Raw genomic sequence first — 16630 nt, forward strand, 5'->3', positions numbered from 1 at the left:
GCGCAGACCTACCTGTTCGCCGAGTTCAACGTCACCGCCCCGGCCGGCATCCAGACCGCCGCGACCATCGCGCCGGTCGAGGCGATGCACGCGGCGATCCTGCACTACCTGCTCGGCCAGTACCCGGCGCCGGACGACTTCCTGCCCGTCGACAAGGCGGCGAAGACGGACGACCTCACCGTCTGACCGACCGCCCTCCGCGGCGGTGGCCGCGCCACCGCCGCCGCTGTCCGGGAGCCGCGCCCACCGGCACCGGACGGCGTTCCCGGCTCGCGCAGGGCCGACGGGCCCGCGCGAGCCGGGCCCCGCACCGCGGCAGCACTGCTGCGCGGCGGCCGCCGACCGGCCACGACATCGAAGGATTCCCTCGCCTTGTACCGCCATCCCCGTGCCCTGCGCCGCGGCGCCGTCCTGGCCTCGCTGCCGCTGCTGTTCCTGCTCGCCGGCTGCGGCGGCTCCTCCTCGTCCGGCGACTCCACGAGCACCCTGGCGCCTCCGCCGAGCAGCGCCGCCGGCCCGGCGCCCGGCGGCGGGGAGACGGCGACCACGACGACGGTCACGATCAAGTCGTTCGCGTTCGCCCCTGCCGCGTTCACCGTCGCCCCCGGCGCCACCGTCACCGTGGTCAACCAGGACGACGCCGCGCACACCCTCACCGCGAACGACAAAGCCTTCGACACCGGCACGCTCGCGGCCGGCGCCACCGGCACGTTCACCGCGCCGACGACACCGGGCACCTATCCGTTCCTGTGCACCCTCCACCAGTTCATGACCGGCACCCTGACCGTGCGTTAGGCCGTGTCTGCCCCACGCAGTCCGGCCCGGGAGGGGCGCGTGCGCCGCCGAGTCCGCGCTGTGCCGCGCAGCACCACTTGCCACCGGAGCCTGTATGTCTCGACGCGTGTGCGCGAATCCGCGCTGCGGACGCCCGCTGGACGCCCACGCCCCAACTGCCCGGCATTGCTCTGCGGCGTGCCGGCAGGCCTGCCACCGCGACCGCCACAGGACCCACGAGCAGAACGACAGACTGGCGGCCCTGGCACAGGAGTTCCACCGGACCGCAGGCCACTTGGCCGCCGCAGCCGCCGACGCGGCCGCCGCCCGCCACTCGCACGCACTCAGCGCCTGCATCCCTGCACTGGCCTCGCTCCTGGACCATCTCACGAGCCTCGCGGTGCACCACGACCGCGCCCGGGGCGACAGCTGGCCGGTCATCGCCGCCCGCCTGAACCTCGAACCCGAGACCGCGCGCCGCCGCCACCGCAGCACACCCCGCCAGGCCTCTGCCGCCACCGATCCGGACGGCTCCGCGTCGCACGGCGGCGTCCGGCACGAGCACGGATGACCCGGCCGACCCGCCGTGCCACGACGACCGGTCCGCGATTCTGCGCGATCCGGTCGGCCGCATCCGGGTGGCGCGCACCGAACTCGCGCCCCCGTAATCGGAGGAAGCCCGGCACCGGGACGCCCGCCGCCGCGCCGCGGCCCCGGCCCGATGCCGCGTTTGCAGCCGAGCCCCTGCGCAAGCGCCGTCACCCCGGCCGAAAAGAGTGGACAAGACGGCACCGTTCGGCCAATATCGCCGCGATGCCGAACGAACCTCTCTCCATATCCAAGCGCGTCCGCTTCGTCGAGCTGGGCGGGCAGGCGCTGCGCGCGCTGGCCGACGGCGACCTCGCCGCGGGCAGCGCGGCGGCCGGGGTCGCCCTCGACGCGTACTTCGTGGGCGACCGGGCCCGCGGGATCTTCGCGTACCGCGCCGACCAGCTCGTCCGGGACCCGTCCGCCGCCCCGTGGATCACCCGGGCCGCGGTGTCCGAGCCGGACGGGGTCGTGGTCGGCGACGCCGGATTCCACGGGCCGCCGGACGAGGCCGGGATGATCGAGATCGGCTACTGCGTCGTACCGCAGTTCCGCCGCCAGGGGTACGCACGGGCCATGGTCGCCGCCCTGCTCGCGCGGGCGGCCGCCGAGCCGGATGTCGCGACCGTGCGGGCCACCATCGGCAGCGACAATGCCGCCTCGCTCGCCACCATCGCCGGCTTCGGCTTCACGCGCGTCGGCGAGAAGAGCCATGGGGGCAACGGGATCGCGTTTGTCTTCGAGCGCCCGGCGGAGGCCCTGGAAATCCTTTAGGATCAAGGAACTTCGGGGCGGACGGGAGCCGGTCGTGTATCCACTCAAGCGGGTTCGCCCGGGCGCCGACGTCCGGCTCCGGGTCGAACCGGACAGCGAGCCCCCGGCACCGGAAGGCCGGGCCCTCGAAATCGTCGTCGAAATGCCCGTGCCCTGTACCGACTGCGCGGGGACGGGCTCGGCGTCCAAAGCCGACCCGGGCGGCATCTGCCCCGACTGCCGAGGCGACGGCCGGGCCAGGACCAGGTTCCTCGGCCGCCCGGACAACATCCCGTGCGGCACCTGCCGCGGGTACGGCGACGTCCTGCCCGACCCCTGCGCGACCTGTTCCGCGACGGGCCGCGTCGTGGCGCCCCGCGAAGTACGGGTGCGCATTCCGTCGGACGTCCCGACCGGCGCCGTGATCCGCCTCCGCGCCGAAGGCGAGGCCGGCTGCTCCGGCGGCCCACCGGGCGACCTGTACATCGAGATCGGCCAGAGCAATTCCCGCACCTAGCCGCCGCGATTCCGACCGCAGCAGCCCGCCCTCAACCGCCGATGCGGAAGACGGCCGATGACGCCTGGGATTCGCCGAACTCCCAAGCGGCCAGCAGGGTATGGCTGGGGCGTTCGGCGAGCCACGTGAATTCCGGCGGGCAGTCGCCGGCGCCCAGGTAGCGGGCGCCGTCGCTGCGGGACCAGGGTTCGGCGAGGCAGAGCATGCGCAGGTGGTCGCGCAGGACGGGGTGGTCGACGGCGGCGAGGGCGGCGTCCCAGCGGGGTTCCGCTTCCGCGCCGGTGCGGAAGTCGGCCAGGTCGGAGAGGTTGCCGCCGGTCCAGGTGGCGGCGCGCATCGCGTCGAAGAGGGTGCCGTCGCCGGCCACGCGGGCCAGGACGGTCATCGTCAGGTCGTCCGGTGCGGCGTGTCCGGCGGCGAGGAGCCGGGCCAGGTCGGTGCCGGTGACCACGGGTGCCGACGGGTCGAGGGAGAGCGCGGCCACCTGCGGCGGGACGTCGCCATCGAGGAGGAACAGCGAGCGGGCGAGGTCCAGTTGCCAGTGGGTCCAGCTGAGCGGGTACTCCTCGTCGAAGGCCTCCGGGTCCGAGGTGGCGACGGTGAGGAGTGCGTCGGTGCCCGGGAAGAACTCGAAGAACTCCGCGGAGAGTTCGTCGTCCCAGTGGTAGAGGGCGTACGTCGCCGTAGGGGCGAAGGCGTCGAGCGGACGCCCCAGCAGCGCCGCGAAGGCAGTCGGCAGACCCGCCCGCCAGCCGCGGGTCTGGTCGGTGAAATGTCCACGCTCATAAGGCCGTTCGGCGTCCATGGCATCCCCCGCGAAGACGGCGTGTAAGACCGTCTTATCACCTCGCGCGGACACCCGCCGAGGCGGTCAGTAGCCGTCGACGCCCAGCTGCGTGATCCCGGCGAAGAAGTGCTCCCAGGTCGCGTACGCCGGGGTGCCCGCGGTCATGGCGTCCGGGTCCAGGGCGGTCATCTCGGCGGCGAAGTCGGCCGCGCCGGTCTCGCCCGGGTACGGGTCCCAGCAGGCGCCCATGAAGCGCTGCACGCCTTCCAGGTACGCTGCGAAGGCCGCGACGTCGCGCACCAGCGGGAACACCGGACCGTGCGCGGCGCCCGCGGCCTTGCGGTGCAGGTACACCCGGCCGGTGCCGCGGTGCACGCACAGGCGGCTGCGGTCGCCGTACCCGATCTCGAACGTGCCCAGGTGGACCAGGTCTTCGAGGGCCGGTCCGCTGGGCTCCGGCGTCTCCGGCTCGACCTCCGGCAGCGGCACCGGCTGCTTGGCGACGTTGAAGGTGGCCATCCCGGCCGCCCACCACGAGGGCAGCCCGACGTCGGTGAGCAGCGTGCGGGTGGGCTCGTGCTCGATCAGGTCCGCGAGGTCGGCGGCGCCGAAGCGGTGCACGCCGTCCGCATCGAAGGCGGCCACCAGCGCCTCGTACGTCAGCGGCTGAGTGCCGCCGCGGGTGCCGGGCCGGAACCAGGCGTCGCCGAACGGCACGTCCCCACTCTCGGCCTGCTCCCCGGCGGCTGCCGCCGGGTTGGGCTCGATCACCGCGATCCCGCGGGCGTCGGCCACGACATAGCGGCCGTCCACCTCGGCATCCGGTTCCTCCCAGCCCTCCGGACCACGCAGACGCCGCGCTTCGTCAGCGAACAGCCACGGCTCGTCGGGGGCTTCCGCGTCCTCGGAGTCCTCCGGCTCGGGCCGGCGTTCGCCGGTCGCGACGTCGAACCAGGTCTCCAGGCACCAGGACGCGGACACCCCGACCAAGCGCGAACCGTCGGGCCCGTCGGCGAGCAGCACCGTGCGGTCCCCCGACAGGTTCGGGGCGGCCTCGTACGCACCGACCGGGCGCCACCAGGCCCACAGCGTCCGCCACGGCAGCCCCGGTTCGGCGGCGGCCACCCGCGCGGCGTAGTCGCCGTGCCCCAGCACCGCGGCCGCGAAGTGCAGCCACGACGCGAACTCCGCGCGCGACGCCGCGCGCTGTCCGAAGACGGCCTCGGCCTGCGCGAACACCTCGCGCCCGATGCCCCCTTCGCCGGCGGGGCACCCGGCCAGCGCCGCGCGCACCGCGGCGCGGTCGGCGTCGAGCAGGGCAGCGGGCTCGTCGAGGACGGCGGCAAGGGCCGGCGGTTCGATCTTGGACATCCCGGAATCCTGCCATTTCCCCGCGGCTCCCGCTGAAGCGGGTCGGCCGCGACCGCCCGGACCGGCCCAAAGCGGGCCGCACGACGACAACACGGCAGCGCATGAGCAGCACACGAGCAGGGCGTGAGCAGGGCGAAACGATTCCGTAACCGCAGGCGGGATCCTGCGAAACGTGCGATCCCTAGCTTCCGCTTCATGGGCACCGACGTGGATACCGGGCTGGATCCCGGGGTGGATACAGGTCCCGCGCACACCGGAATTCTGGGTTCCCGGGTCGAGGACGAGCTCCGCGCGGCCGTGCTGGGCGCCGAGTTCGGTGTACGCGAGCGCCTGACGGAGAGCGGTCTGGCCCGCCGGTTCGGGGTCTCCCGCACCCCCGTCCGGGCCGCGCTGGCCGGCCTCGTCGCGGACGGGCTGCTGACCCGCTTGGACGGCGCGTATTACGTGGCCGTGCCGGATCTGGCCGAGCTGCGCGACCTGTACGAGCTGCGGGTCACCCTCGAACTCCGCGGCATCGCACGGGCGATGGAGGACCCGTCGCTGCGCCACGATCCGGCCATCCTCGCCGAGCAGCACGCCTGGTGGAGCGCCATGCGCGCGCTGCCGCCCCAGCCCGGTCCGGGCGTGGTGCTGCTGGACGAGCGCTTCCACGCCGAGTTGTCCCGGGCCGCCGGGAACCGGGCGCTGACCGCGGCGCTCACGTCGGTCAACGCGAAGATCCGCCGGATCCGGATGTACGACTTCCTCACCGCCGACCGCGTCCAGTCGACCGTGGCCGAGCACCTGGAGATCCTCGACCTGCTGCAGGCCGGGGAGTTGGACGCCGCGCACCGCGCGCTGCACGTCCATGTCGGAGAGTCGCTGGCCGTCGTGCGGGAGCGCGCGTCCGAGGCGCTGACGCACATGACCCTGCACGGAGGCCTTTCATGAGCTTCGACACGCTGCTGGTCGCGAACCGCGGCGAGATAGCCGTGCGGATCCTGCGGACCGCGGCCGCGCTCGGTCTGCGGACCGTCGCGGTCTACTCCGACACGGACGCCGGGGCGATGCACGTGCGCATGGCCGACGAGGCGGTACGCCTGGGTCCGGGGCCGGCCGCGGAGAGCTACCTGCGGGTCGACGCGATCCTGGAGGCGGCGGCGCGGACCGGCGCCGGGGCGGTGCACCCCGGGTACGGATTCCTGTCCGAGCGCTCCGACTTCGCCCGGGCGTGCGAGGCGGCGGGGCTCGCGTTCGTCGGTGCGACGCCGGGCCAGATCGAGCTGTTCGCCATGAAGAACACCGCGCGCGGCGCGGCGGCCCGGGTCGGCGTCCCGCTGATGCCCGGTTCGGAGGTGCTCGCCGATGTGGCGGACGCGGTCGCGCAGGCGGACCGGATCGGCTATCCGGTGATGCTCAAGGCGGTGGCGGGCGGCGGCGGGATCGGCATGCGGGCGTGTGCCGACGAGGCTGCACTGCGTGCCGCGTTCGACCATGTCAGCCGTACCGCGCAGGCCGGTTTCGGCAATCCCGCGGTCTTCCTGGAGCGGTTCGTCGCCAACGCCCGGCACATCGAGGTGCAGGTGTTCGGCGACGGCGCGGGCCGCGTGGTCAGTCTGGGCGACCGCGACTGCAGTCTGCAGCGCCGGCACCAGAAGGTGATCGAGGAGGCGCCGGCCCCGCTGCTGCCGGACCGGGTGCGGCGGCGGATCCACGAGGCGGCCCGGGAGCTGTGCGCCAACGTCGGCTACCGGTCGGCGGGCACTGTGGAGTACGTGTACGACGCCGACCGGCAGGAGGCGTCGTTCCTGGAGGTGAACACCCGGCTCCAGGTGGAGCATCCGGTCACCGAGGCGGTGACCGGCGTCGACCTGGTCGAGTGGATGCTGCGCCTGGCGCAGGGCGACACCGCGTTCCTGGACGGCATGCCGCCGCACGGCCCGGCGATCCGCGGCCATGCGATCGAGGCCCGGCTGTACGCCGAGGACCCGGTCCGCGGGCACCAGCCGAGCTCCGGCGTCGTCACCGCGGTGGCGTACGGCCCGGGCGTGCGGGTCGACGGCTGGCTCGAACCGGGCCAGGCGGTCGGCACGTTCTACGACCCGCTGCTCGCCAAGGTCGTCGCGCACGCGGACACCCGCGAGGATGCGCTCGCGGTGCTCGGCGAGGCGCTGGACGCGACCGAGGTCGCGGGCATCGAGACCAACGTGGGGCAGCTCCGCGCGGCGGTCGCCGACCCCGTGGTGTGCGCGGGGTGGACGACGACGGCGACGCTGTCGTCGGTGAAGGACCTGCGGCCGCGTATCGAAGTGGAGCGGGCCGGCACGCTGACGACGGTGCAGGACCTGCCGGGCCGGGTCGGCGGCTGGGACGTCGGCATCCCGCCGAGCGGGCCGATGGACGACCGGTCCTTCCGGGACGGCAACCGCATCCTGGGCAACCCGGACGGCGCGCCGGGCCTGGAGTGCACGTTGGACGGGCCCCGCCTGGTGTTCACCGCGGGCGCGACGGTGTGCGTCACGGGTGCTCCGGCGCCGGTCACGGTGAACGGCTTCCCGGTCGGGCAGTGGAAGGCGGTACGTGTCCCGCCGGGCGGCATCCTGGACGTGGGAACGGTGCCCGGGCCGGGGATGCGCACGTACGTCCTGGTCGCGGGCGGTTTCGCCATCCCGTCCTATCGGGGCTCGGCGTCGACGTTCACCGCGGGCGCGTTCGGCGGGCATGCCGGGCGGGCGCTGCGCGTCGGCGACGTGCTGCGGTCCGCGCCGCCGCAGCAGGTGCCCGGGCCGGATCCTGCGCCCGTCCCGGACTTCACCGACCGCTGGATCGTCGGCGTGAGCGAGGGCCCGCAGCCGGCCCCGGAATACCTGACCCGCGCGGACATGGAGCAGCTGTACGCCACGTGGTGGACCGTCACCAGCCAGGCGGCGCGCACCGGTGTGCGCCTGTCGGGGCCGCGGCCGACGTGGGCCCGGGCGGACGGCGGCGAGGCCGGGCTGCACCCGTCGAACCTGCACGACAATCCCTACTCGGTCGGGGCGTTGAACCTGACCGGCGACACTCCGGTGCTGCTCGGGCCGGACGGGCCGAGCCTGGGCGGATTCGTGTGCCCGGTGACGGTCGTGCCCGGCGAGCGCTGGAAAATCGGGCAGCTGCGGCCCGGCGACACGGTGCGCTTCACGCCGGTCGACGCGCCGACCGCGCAGGCGCTGCGCTCGGGTGCCGCCGCACCGGCGCTGCTGAGCCGCGCCCCGGAGCGCGACGACGGCGTGCTGGCCCGCCGCGAGGCGACCGACGACACGCCCGAGGTGGTCTACCGGCGCGGCGCTGCGGACAACGTGCTGGTGGAATACGGGCCGATGGTGCTCGATCTGGGACTGCGGATGCGGGTGCACGCGCTCGCGTCGGGGCTTGCCGCCCGGGGCCTCGGCGGGCTGGTCGACGTCACGCCGGGGGTCCGGTCGCTGCACCTGCACACCGACCCGGACCGGCTGCCGCAGGCCCGGCTGGTGGAGGTGCTGGCCGAGATCGAGGCGGAACTCCCGGCCACCGCCGACCTGTCCGTGGACAGCCGCACGATCCGGCTGCCGATGTCGTGGGACGACCCGGTGGTCGGCCAGGCCATCGCCCGGTACCGCGAGACGGTGCGGGACGACGCGCCGTGGAATCCGTCCAACATCGAGTTCGTCCGGCGCATCAACGGGCTGGACGATGTGGACGACGTGCGCCGGACGGTCTTCGACGCGCAGTATCTGGTCCTCGGCCTGGGCGACGTGTACCTGGGTGCGCCGGCGGCGACGCCGCTGGATCCGCGGCACCGGCTGCTCACCACCAAGTACAACCCGGCGCGCATGTGGACGGCCGAGGGCACCGTCGGGATCGGCGGGACCTACCTGTGCGTGTACGGGATGAACAGCCCCGGCGGATACCAGCTCGTCGGCCGGACCGTGCCGATCTGGAGCACGCACGCGTCGGCGGGCGGGTTCGAGCCGGGCGTGCCGTGGCTGCTGCGCTTCTTCGACCGGATCAGCTGGTACCCGGTCGAGCCGGACGAGCTGCTGGACATCCGCGCCGAGCTGGCCGCGGGGCGCGGCGGGCTCGCCATCGAGCCGGGCACGTTCACGCTGGCCGAGCACCACGCGTTCCTGGCCGAGCATGCGGACGGCATCGCGGCGTTCCGGCACCGGCAGGCGCAGGCTTTCGCGGCCGAGCGGGCCGCGTGGGAGGCGGCGGGCGAGTTCGCCGACCGGCCCGAGCCGGAGCCGGCCGCCGCGCCGCGGCCCGCGGTGCCGCCGGGCGGCCGGGTGGTGGCCGCGCCGCTGGCCGCCACCGTCTGGGAAGTGACGACGGCACCGGGGAAGTTCGTACGGGCCGGTGATCCGCTGGTCCGGCTGGAGGCGATGAAAATGGAGGTCGTGGTGAGCGCGCCGACGGACGGATTCGTCCATCAGGTCCTGGTCGAGCCGGGGCGGCAGGTCGAGCCGGGTGCCCCGCTGGTCGTCCTGGCCATGGAGGCCGCCGCGTGACCGCCGTCAGGGGCGCCCGGGAGCGGGTGGCGGCCGCGTACGCGCGGATCAAGGAGGCCGACCGGCCCGAGGTGTGGATCCTGCTGCGCACCGAGGCGGACGTGCTCGCCGACGCGGACCGGATCGACGCGCGGCCCGCGGCGGGCGAGGAACTCCCGCTCGCCGGGCTGCTGCTCGCGGTCAAGGACAACGTCGACGTGGCCGGGCTGCCGACCACGGCCGCCTGCCCCGGCTTCGCGTACACCCCCGAGCGCAGTGCGACCGCGGTCCAGCGCCTGGTGGACGCGGGTGCCGTGGTGCTGGGCAAGACCAACCTCGACCAGTTCGCGACCGGCCTGGTCGGCACCCGCAGCCCCTACGGGGCCGTACGCAACGCCCTGCATCCGGAACGCATTTCGGGCGGGTCGAGCTCGGGTTCGGCGGTCGCGGTCGCGCTGGGCATCGCCGACCTTGCCATCGGTACCGACACCGCCGGGTCGGGCCGCGTCCCGGCCGCCCTGAACGGCATCGTGGGCATCAAGCCGACCCTGGGCCTGGTGCCGGCCACCGGGGTGGTGCCCGCGGCCCGGCCGTACGACTGCGTCACCGTCTTCGCTCCGAGGCTGGTCCAGGCCGCGCAGGCCATCCGCATCATGGCCGGCCCGGACCCCGCCGACCCGCTCGGCCGCACCTGGCCCGCGGACGTACGGCTGGCCGCACCGCCCGCGCCGCGCATCGCCGTCCCGGACCGGGCGGCGCTCGCCCCGCTGACCGACGCGGCCCGCGCCGCGTTCGCTGCGGCCGTGGACCGGCTGGCGGCCGCGGGGGCGGAGGTGGCGGTGGTCGATGTGGCGCCGCTGCTCGCGGTGGCGAAGCTTCTGTACGACGGTGCGCTGGTCGCCGAGCGGTACGCCGCGGTCGGCGGTCACCTCGCCGCGCAGCCGGCCGACGCGGACCCCACGGTATCCGCGATCATCCTCGCGGCCGCGTCCCTCCCGGCCCACGAACTGGCCGCCGACCAAAGGCGTGTGGACGAAGCACGGGCCGCAGCCTCGGAACTGCTGGCAGGCTGCGACGCGCTGCTGCTGCCCACCACGGTCGGGCACCCCACGCTCGCCGAGGTGGCCGCCGACCCGGTCGGGGTCAACAGCCGCATGGGCACGTACACCAACTTCCTCAACCTGCTGGACATGGCCGCGGTCGCGGTCCCGGCGGGGACGGCCGACGGGACGGAGTTCGGGGTCAGCGTGGTCACGCGGGCCTTCGACGACCAGGTCGGCGTGGACCTCGCCGCGCTGCTCGTGGGCGAGGCGGTCGCGGATCCGCTGCCGGCCGTCGGCCTGGACCTGGTCGTCTTCGGCGCGCACCGGACCGGGCAGCCGCTCAACCGGCAACTCGTCGACGCCGGCGCCCGGTTGCGCGGCACGGTCCATACCGCGCCCGACTACCGCATGCTCGATCTGCGCACGACGCCGCCGAAGCCGGGCATCGTGGCCGCGGGGCCCGGCCTGGGCGGGCGCATCGAGGGCGAGCGCTGGACCCTCTCCCCCGCGGCGCTCGGCGCCTTCCTGGCCGCGCTGCCCGCACCGATGACGCTCGGGAGGATCACACTGGACAGCGGGGAGGAAGTCACCGCCTTCCACTGCGACGTGCCGCCGGATGCGGACGTCATCGACGTGACGGAGCAAGGGAGTTGGCTCGCGTATCTGGCGACCCGCGGTGACGTGGGGTCCCCGGCCTGATCCGGCCGTCCCGGCTTGATCTCGAATCCCCCAAACGCCCTGCTGCCGCTCCCCGGGTTCGCTATGTTCCGGACGGGGTTTGCGGGGTCCAGGAACCAGGGGTGGGGCACTTATGCGCGTTCTTGCGTCACGTTACGAATTGCAGGCGTCGGTCGGCCGGGGCGGGATGGGCGAGGTCTGGAAGGCGGTCGACCGCGAGCTCGGGCGTACCGTCGCGGTCAAGGTCCTGCCGGCCGAGCTGACCCGGCACGACGAGTTCCGGACCCGGTTCCGGCGCGAGGCGCGTACGGTCGCGGCGCTGTCGCACCAAGGTGTCGCGACGCTGTACGACGTCGGCGAGGACACCGGCGGGGACGAGCCGACGCCGTTCCTGGTCATGGAGTTCGTCGAGGGACGCACCCTCGCCGACGTGCTCCGCGACGGCGCGCTGCCGGTCGCGCGCACGCTGGCGATAGGCCGCGACATCGCCGACACCCTGGTGCACAGCCACGGGCACGGGCTCGTGCACCGCGACATCAAGCCGTCCAACATCATGCTGACCGCGTCGGGGGGCGTGAAGGTCCTCGACTTCGGGATCGCCAAGGCGCTCGCGGAGACGACGACGCGGCTGACCGCGACCGGCATGACGGTCGGAACACCTGCGTACCTCTCCCCCGAGCAGATCGACGGGCGCGCGGTCGACGGCCGTTCGGACCTGTACTCGCTGGGCTGCCTGCTGTACGAACTCCTCGCGGGACACCCGCCGTTCTCGGGTGATTCGCCGTTCGTGGTGATGAACCAGCACCTGACGAAGGTGCCCGCGCCGCCGTCCGCCCTGCGCCCGCAGATCCCGGCGGAGGTCGATGCGCTGGTCCTGCGGCTGCTGGCGAAGACCCCGGAGGAGCGGCACTCGGGCGCCACGGAGCTGCGCGTGGCGCTGGAGGCGCTCCAGGCCGCGCTGCAGGAGGGGCAGGCCCCCACGGAACCCCGCAGCCCGGCGCGGCCTGCACACCTGCCGTCCATTCCGGCTCCGGCGAGTGCCCCGCAGGACCAGCCCGTGGCATCGGTGCCCTCGGCGCCCCCGGCCCCGTCGGTGGCGTCGCTGCCGACCAGCGTCGGACGCAGCACCGGCCCGGTGGCCCCGGCCGACGACGCGGGCATCCCGGCGCCGCCGCCGAGCGGAACCGCGGCGGCGCACGCGGCGACGCGGATCGTGCCGCCTTCCTTCCAGGTCACGACCGCGGCGCCGGGTCCGTGGGCGGTGAAGTTCAAGGTGACGCGCGACGGGCTGACCGCGCTGGCCGGGATCCTGATGATCCCGATCGCCTACTTCAGTGCCGACCCGGACAACACCCTGGAGCTGAACCACCTTGCCGTCGCGGTGGTTCCGGTCGCCCTGCTGGCCCTGCTGTGGTCGGCGCGCGTCGCGGCGGTGATCGCGTGGTTTCCGCCCGCCGCGCTGCTCTCCACGATGTCCGCGTTCACCTCGAACATCGAGCGCGACTCCGGTTTCGCCTTCCCGGCATTCCAGTCCCAGATCGGCTGGCGGCTCGGCAGCCTGGGCGGCGACGTCGCCGCCGGGTTCATCCCGGTGGCGCTCATCACCGCGATCGCCCTCGGGTCGTTCCTGACCGACCGCGAGGCGCCCGCCTGGTATATCGCGGTCTTCTGGAACTTCGGCATGCTGCTGCTGGCCGGCAGCGAGTTCCTGTCGCTGGAGGAGGCCATGACCATGGGCGGCGTCGTCCTGGTGATCCTGATCGCGGTGACGGTGACGCAGGAGGTCCGCAATCGGGCGGCCGCGGCCGCCGCGCCGCCTGCGCTGTAGGGCAACGAGGCCGTGCGGCCCTGAGACCCGGCGCAGGCGCCGCAGCGGCGCCGGGCCTCAGGCGAGCCTCGGGTCCCAGGGGCCGGTCGACCGGGAGCGGACGGGCAGCGTCGAGGGGACCGGCGCGTCCGTCTCCTCGTCGTAGTTCTCCGCCTTGCCGCCCCACTTGATCCAGGTGTCGGTCATCGGGCCCGGGGTGCGTTCCAGGGTGGAGATCCACTCCAGTGTGCCCGGGTCGGTCACGGTGACCTCGCCGCGTGCCTCGGGGGTGCGCGCGCCGCCGAGGTCGAAGGCGGCGGGCCCGTATTCGCGCCAGTGCAGCACCCGGAAGCCCTTGGCGATCTTCCTCCCTGGTTCGCCGATGGACCGGAGGGGCGCCGCGATTTACTCTGTACAGTCTGCACTGGAAATACAAGACGCGCGGACGACTCGCGCTTGCATGACACCCCCCAACCGGTCGCGTCAAGTCCGGATCAGGTACGCGGTGCGTCGCCAACCGGCTTTTACTGCAAGGGTGTTCGCCGCGAAGCTGGGGATCCGGCCGTACCCGGGCCGCGCTCACACGGCATCACCCCCATCCGCACCTTGACCCGAGGTGATTTCGCATGGCGAGAAAACTCGCGCGCTCCACTGCCCTGTCCGGCATTCTGGCGACCGCCGCGCTTGCCACCGTCCTGGCCGGACCCACCGCGACCGCGGCGCCCACCGGCTGGAAGGCGCACAGCGCGTACACCGCGGAGTGGCGCTGCATCAACGCCGGCCAGGAGCTGGTCCGCGAAGGCGCCTACCGCGACTGGGACTGCAGGCCCGACCGCTACTGGTGGCTCTTCGTCCTCAGCTGAACCGACCGCGCCGCGGCTTCCGGGCGGCTCCCCCGGCCCCGCGCCTTCCGGCGCGGGGCCGTCCGCATGCCGCCGTACGGCGTCGCGCCCTTGCCGCCCCGCCGGACATCGCCGCAGGTCAAGTCCGGAAGACGCACGCTGTATCGTTGCTCCTCGTGACTCGCGTCGGACGCCCGGCCGGCCCCGCCACGGACACCACGGCGGTGGTCCTGACAGCCGCCCTGGACCTCCTCCTCACCGAGGGCGGCACCGCACTCACCCCGCAGCGCCTGCACCAGGCGACCGGCGTCTCCAGGTCGACCATCTACCGGCACTGGCCCACGCCGACCGACGTGCTGGCCGCCCTCATCGACGTCGCCCCGGAACCGCCGCGTCCGCTGAGCGGCGACCCCGTGCGGGACGTCCACGCCGAGGTCGACGCCCTGTGCAACCGGCTCCGCGACAAGCCGGTCGCCGGGTTCCTGCAGGCCCTGATCGCGATGGCCGCCGCCGACCCGGTGGCAGCCGCCCTGCGGCGGCGCTACGTGGACGACCTGATCACTCCGTTCCGCATCGCCATCCGCAGCGCCGGCCTCCCGCCTGCAGCCACCGAGGACGCGGTCGCCGCCATCGTGCACCCCCTGCTGGTCGGCGTCCTCCTCCTGGACGACACCCCCGCCCGCACCCGCGCCCACCGCGCCGTGGACCTCCACTTGGCCGGATAGGCCGACCCCCATCGGCCACACACCGCACGTCGTCTCCCACCCCGCCCCCGCCCATCACGTGCGTCTGCTCGGCCGGCTACGCCCTCGCTCCTCCTGCCTCGCGTCGCCGTGCCCTGCCTCGGCATCGGCATCGGCATCGGCATCGGCGCGGCGGACCAGGCGGAAGCCCGTCGCGGTGGGGCGGTCCGAGTTGGGGGCGTCCGCAGGGCGTGCGTCAGGGCGCTTCGCCCGTGTCGGCCTGGCCTGCCGGGCGGCGGTGGCCAGTGCGGCCAAGTGGGCCGATGAGCGTGAGAGTTGGCGGCGGCGCCAGTCGCTGATGCCGGCGACTTTCGCGGCCACCGGCCAGCTGGCGCCGCGGCCCAGGGCGGTGATCGCGACGCGGACCTTGGCCGGGGTGACCGGGGAGCCGGGGCCGAGGCGGTGTGCGGCGGCAAAAGCCGCTGCCGCCTGCAGTGCGGCGGCGAAGGCGGGGTCGGTGTCCTGCCAGTTGCGGACGACGTGCGCGGGGACGCGGCTCCACATCGCCGCCGCTTCCAAGCCGAGGCCGTGGGCCGTGGCCTGGAGGACTTCGGCCATCCGGGCGACGGTCTCGTCGTGTTCGCGGGGCAGTCCGCCAAGCGCCGCCCACAGGGTGCGCTCCACGTCGTCTTGGGCGGCCAGCCAGGCCACGACTTGTTCGGCTCGGACGGTTATCGTGCGGTCGTCGTCCCGGTGGGGCTTCTTCGGTTCGTACATGGCTGCGGTCCCTCGGAGTTCGCGCGGGGCGTCCGGGCGGCCCGGCGCCGGGGCGGGAGCCGCGCCGGCGCCGGGGCGCGTGGGTCAGTTGCCCGCCAGGGCGGGGGCTGCGGGCGACGGTACGGACGGACGCGCGTCGGGAAGGGCGGCGGGGACGAGGAAGCGCGAGACGCTGCGCAGCTTCTCGCGGGTCTCCTCCAGTTCGCGCTCCGGGGTGGAGTCCGCGACGATGCCCGCCCCGGCGCGCAGCCAGGTGCGGCCGCCGCGGCGGAAGACGCTGCGCAGGACGAGGGCGGCGTCCAGGGAGCCGTCGCTGTCCAGGGTGAGCACAGATCCGCTGTACAGGCCGCGGGGTTCGGATTCGGCGCGGTGGATGAGGTCGCAGGACGCGGCCTTGGGGATGCCGGAGGCGGTCACCGCGGGGAAGAGGGCCGCGACGGCGTCCCAGGTGCTGCGGGCGGCGGCGAGGCGGCCGGAGAGTTCGGAGGCGAGGTGCTGGACGCTGCCGCGCTCCTTGACGGCCATGAAGTCGTCGACGCGGACGCTGCCCGGTTCGCAGACGCCGACCAGTTCCTCTTGGGCCAGGCGTACCGAAATGACGTGCTCGTATACCTCTTTGGTGTCCCGGTACAGCTCGTCGCGGCGGGCCCGGTCGGCGGCCGGGTCGCCGTCGAGTGCGCGGGTGCCGGCCAGCGGCTGGGTGGTCACCGTGCCGTCGGGGGCGACCGTGGTGACGATCTCCGGGCAGAAGCCGGCCGCTTGCCAGCCGCCGAGGTCGAGGAGGAAGGAGCGGGCGGGGGCGTTGCCGCGGCGGCCTGCGACGTAGGTGGCGGCGAAGTCGATGGGCTCGGGCACGGGGACGGGTCGGGACAGGATGACCTTGTCCAGGTGCCCGGCGCGGATCTCGGCGACCGCGGACGCGACCGCGGCGCGGTACTCGTCGGCGCCGTGGTCCTGGACGTCGGCGGCGGCGCGCGCGGTGGGCTGCGGCCGGGCGGCGGTCGCGGCGGCGGCGTCGGCGAGCCGCAGTTCGAGGACGTCGAGGTCGTCGGGATCGAGGGCGCGCAGCAGCGCCTCGCCGCCCGTGAAGCGGATCTCGCGCCGCGGAACCACCAGGTGGGCCAAGGGGGTTCCGGCCGGGAGCGGCTGGGAGCCGTGCAGGGCCAGGCCGAGTTCGAAGGCGAGCCATCCGTACGCGCGCCAGTCCGCGACCGCCACCGCGGCGAGGGCCTGCTGGAGGGCGTCCAGCGGTGCGGAGCCGTCGGGGTACTCCGCGGCGTGCCCGCCGATCGTCAGCGTGGTGCCGCCGATGCGCGCGGACGCGGTGGCGTAGGGGGTTTCGCCCCAGCCGACTTCGTCGCGGTTCTCGTAGACCATGCTCTCCCCGGCCGAGGACCCGAACAGGGCGGCGGCCACGGCCAGTGCGTCGGCGGTGCAGGGGACGCGCCGCTGGTGGAAAACGGATATCGGTGACACAGGGGGCATGGAGGACACAAGCCTTCTCGCTTTCGGGGCAGGGTCAAGCG

The 16630-nt window shown here is 74.2% G+C and carries 15 protein-coding genes and 1 pseudogene; 11 read left to right on the forward strand and 5 right to left on the reverse strand.

Annotated elements, in window-relative coordinates; all coding sequences use genetic code 11:
• From LZ495_RS40770 to LZ495_RS40790, 5 genes and pseudogenes are all read left to right on the forward strand, one after another.
• Window positions 1-186: pseudogene (locus LZ495_RS40770) on the forward strand (ferritin-like domain-containing protein); the annotation flags it as partial.
• A 186-nt stretch (window positions 187-372) separates the two neighbouring features.
• On the forward strand, window positions 373-795 hold the full coding sequence (locus tag LZ495_RS40775) for a cupredoxin domain-containing protein (RefSeq protein ID WP_235058294.1): 423 nt from the start codon (window positions 373-375) through the stop codon (window positions 793-795).
• 274 nt (window positions 796-1069) lie between these two features.
• Window positions 1070-1345 carry a hypothetical protein gene (locus LZ495_RS40780; RefSeq protein WP_235058295.1) on the forward strand — a complete coding sequence of 92 codons (276 nt, stop codon included), beginning with the start codon at window positions 1070-1072 and terminating at the stop codon, window positions 1343-1345.
• 242 nt (window positions 1346-1587) lie between these two features.
• Window positions 1588-2136 carry a GNAT family N-acetyltransferase gene (locus tag LZ495_RS40785; RefSeq protein WP_235058296.1) on the forward strand — a complete coding sequence of 183 codons (549 nt, stop codon included), beginning with the start codon at window positions 1588-1590 and terminating at the stop codon, window positions 2134-2136.
• Window positions 2137-2170: 34 nt separating this feature from the next.
• Window positions 2171-2632: a zinc finger domain-containing protein gene (locus LZ495_RS40790; RefSeq protein WP_235058297.1), complete on the forward strand. Its 462-nt coding sequence runs from the start codon at window positions 2171-2173 to the stop codon at window positions 2630-2632.
• Window positions 2633-2663: 31 nt separating this feature from the next.
• Here the strand turns inward: LZ495_RS40790 and LZ495_RS40795 are convergent, their stop codons facing one another.
• Together LZ495_RS40795 and LZ495_RS40800 are read right to left on the reverse strand one after the other, a co-directional pair.
• Window positions 2664-3437 carry a hypothetical protein gene (locus tag LZ495_RS40795; RefSeq protein ID WP_235058298.1) on the reverse strand — a complete coding sequence of 258 codons (774 nt, stop codon included), beginning with the start codon at window positions 3435-3437 and terminating at the stop codon, window positions 2664-2666.
• Window positions 3438-3503: 66 nt separating this feature from the next.
• Complete coding sequence (locus tag LZ495_RS40800; RefSeq protein ID WP_235058299.1) at window positions 3504-4790, reverse strand: SUKH-4 family immunity protein; 1287 nt, start codon at window positions 4788-4790, stop codon at window positions 3504-3506.
• 195 nt (window positions 4791-4985) lie between these two features.
• Between LZ495_RS40800 and LZ495_RS40805 the strand changes: the two genes are divergently transcribed.
• The 4 genes from LZ495_RS40805 to LZ495_RS40820 all read left to right on the forward strand — a co-directional run bounded on the left by LZ495_RS40805 (window position 4986) and on the right by LZ495_RS40820 (window position 12823).
• Complete coding sequence (locus tag LZ495_RS40805; RefSeq protein WP_235058300.1) at window positions 4986-5720, forward strand: GntR family transcriptional regulator; 735 nt, start codon at window positions 4986-4988, stop codon at window positions 5718-5720.
• Window positions 5717-9295 carry an urea carboxylase gene (gene uca, locus LZ495_RS40810; protein ID WP_235058301.1) on the forward strand — a complete coding sequence of 1193 codons (3579 nt, stop codon included), beginning with the start codon at window positions 5717-5719 and terminating at the stop codon, window positions 9293-9295. The genes LZ495_RS40805 and uca overlap by 4 nt, the downstream gene beginning before the upstream one ends.
• Window positions 9292-11016 (forward strand): allophanate hydrolase, encoded by a 1725-nt coding sequence (gene atzF / locus LZ495_RS40815; protein ID WP_235058302.1) that lies wholly within the window; start codon window positions 9292-9294, stop codon window positions 11014-11016. The genes uca and atzF overlap by 4 nt, the downstream gene beginning before the upstream one ends.
• Before the next feature lie 112 nt (window positions 11017-11128).
• Complete coding sequence (locus tag LZ495_RS40820) at window positions 11129-12823, forward strand: protein kinase domain-containing protein (RefSeq protein WP_268824002.1); 1695 nt, start codon at window positions 11129-11131, stop codon at window positions 12821-12823.
• A gap of 57 nt (window positions 12824-12880) precedes the next feature.
• Here the strand turns inward: LZ495_RS40820 and LZ495_RS40825 are convergent, their stop codons facing one another.
• Entirely contained in the window at window positions 12881-13147 is a 267-nt protein-coding gene (locus tag LZ495_RS40825; protein WP_235058304.1) for a hypothetical protein, read from the reverse strand.
• A gap of 281 nt (window positions 13148-13428) precedes the next feature.
• Between LZ495_RS40825 and LZ495_RS40830 the strand changes: the two genes are divergently transcribed.
• Entirely contained in the window at window positions 13429-13665 is a 237-nt protein-coding gene (locus LZ495_RS40830; RefSeq protein WP_235058305.1) for a hypothetical protein, read from the forward strand.
• Window positions 13666-13820: 155 nt separating this feature from the next.
• Entirely contained in the window at window positions 13821-14369 is a 549-nt protein-coding gene (locus LZ495_RS40835; RefSeq protein WP_235058306.1) for a TetR/AcrR family transcriptional regulator, read from the forward strand.
• Window positions 14370-14423: 54 nt separating this feature from the next.
• On the opposite strand, the gene LZ495_RS40840 is transcribed toward LZ495_RS40835, so the two are convergent.
• Window positions 14424-15104 (reverse strand): hypothetical protein, encoded by a 681-nt coding sequence (locus tag LZ495_RS40840; protein WP_235058307.1) that lies wholly within the window; start codon window positions 15102-15104, stop codon window positions 14424-14426.
• An 84-nt stretch (window positions 15105-15188) separates the two neighbouring features.
• The gene (locus LZ495_RS40845) at window positions 15189-16580 is read right to left on the reverse strand and encodes a salicylate synthase (RefSeq protein ID WP_235058308.1); all 1392 of its coding nucleotides are present in this window, start codon (window positions 16578-16580) and stop codon (window positions 15189-15191) included.
• Window positions 16581-16630: the final 50 nt, after the last annotated feature.

Source organism: Yinghuangia soli (assembly GCF_021502675.1).
Lineage (GTDB): Bacteria > Actinomycetota > Actinomycetes > Streptomycetales > Streptomycetaceae > Yinghuangia > Yinghuangia soli.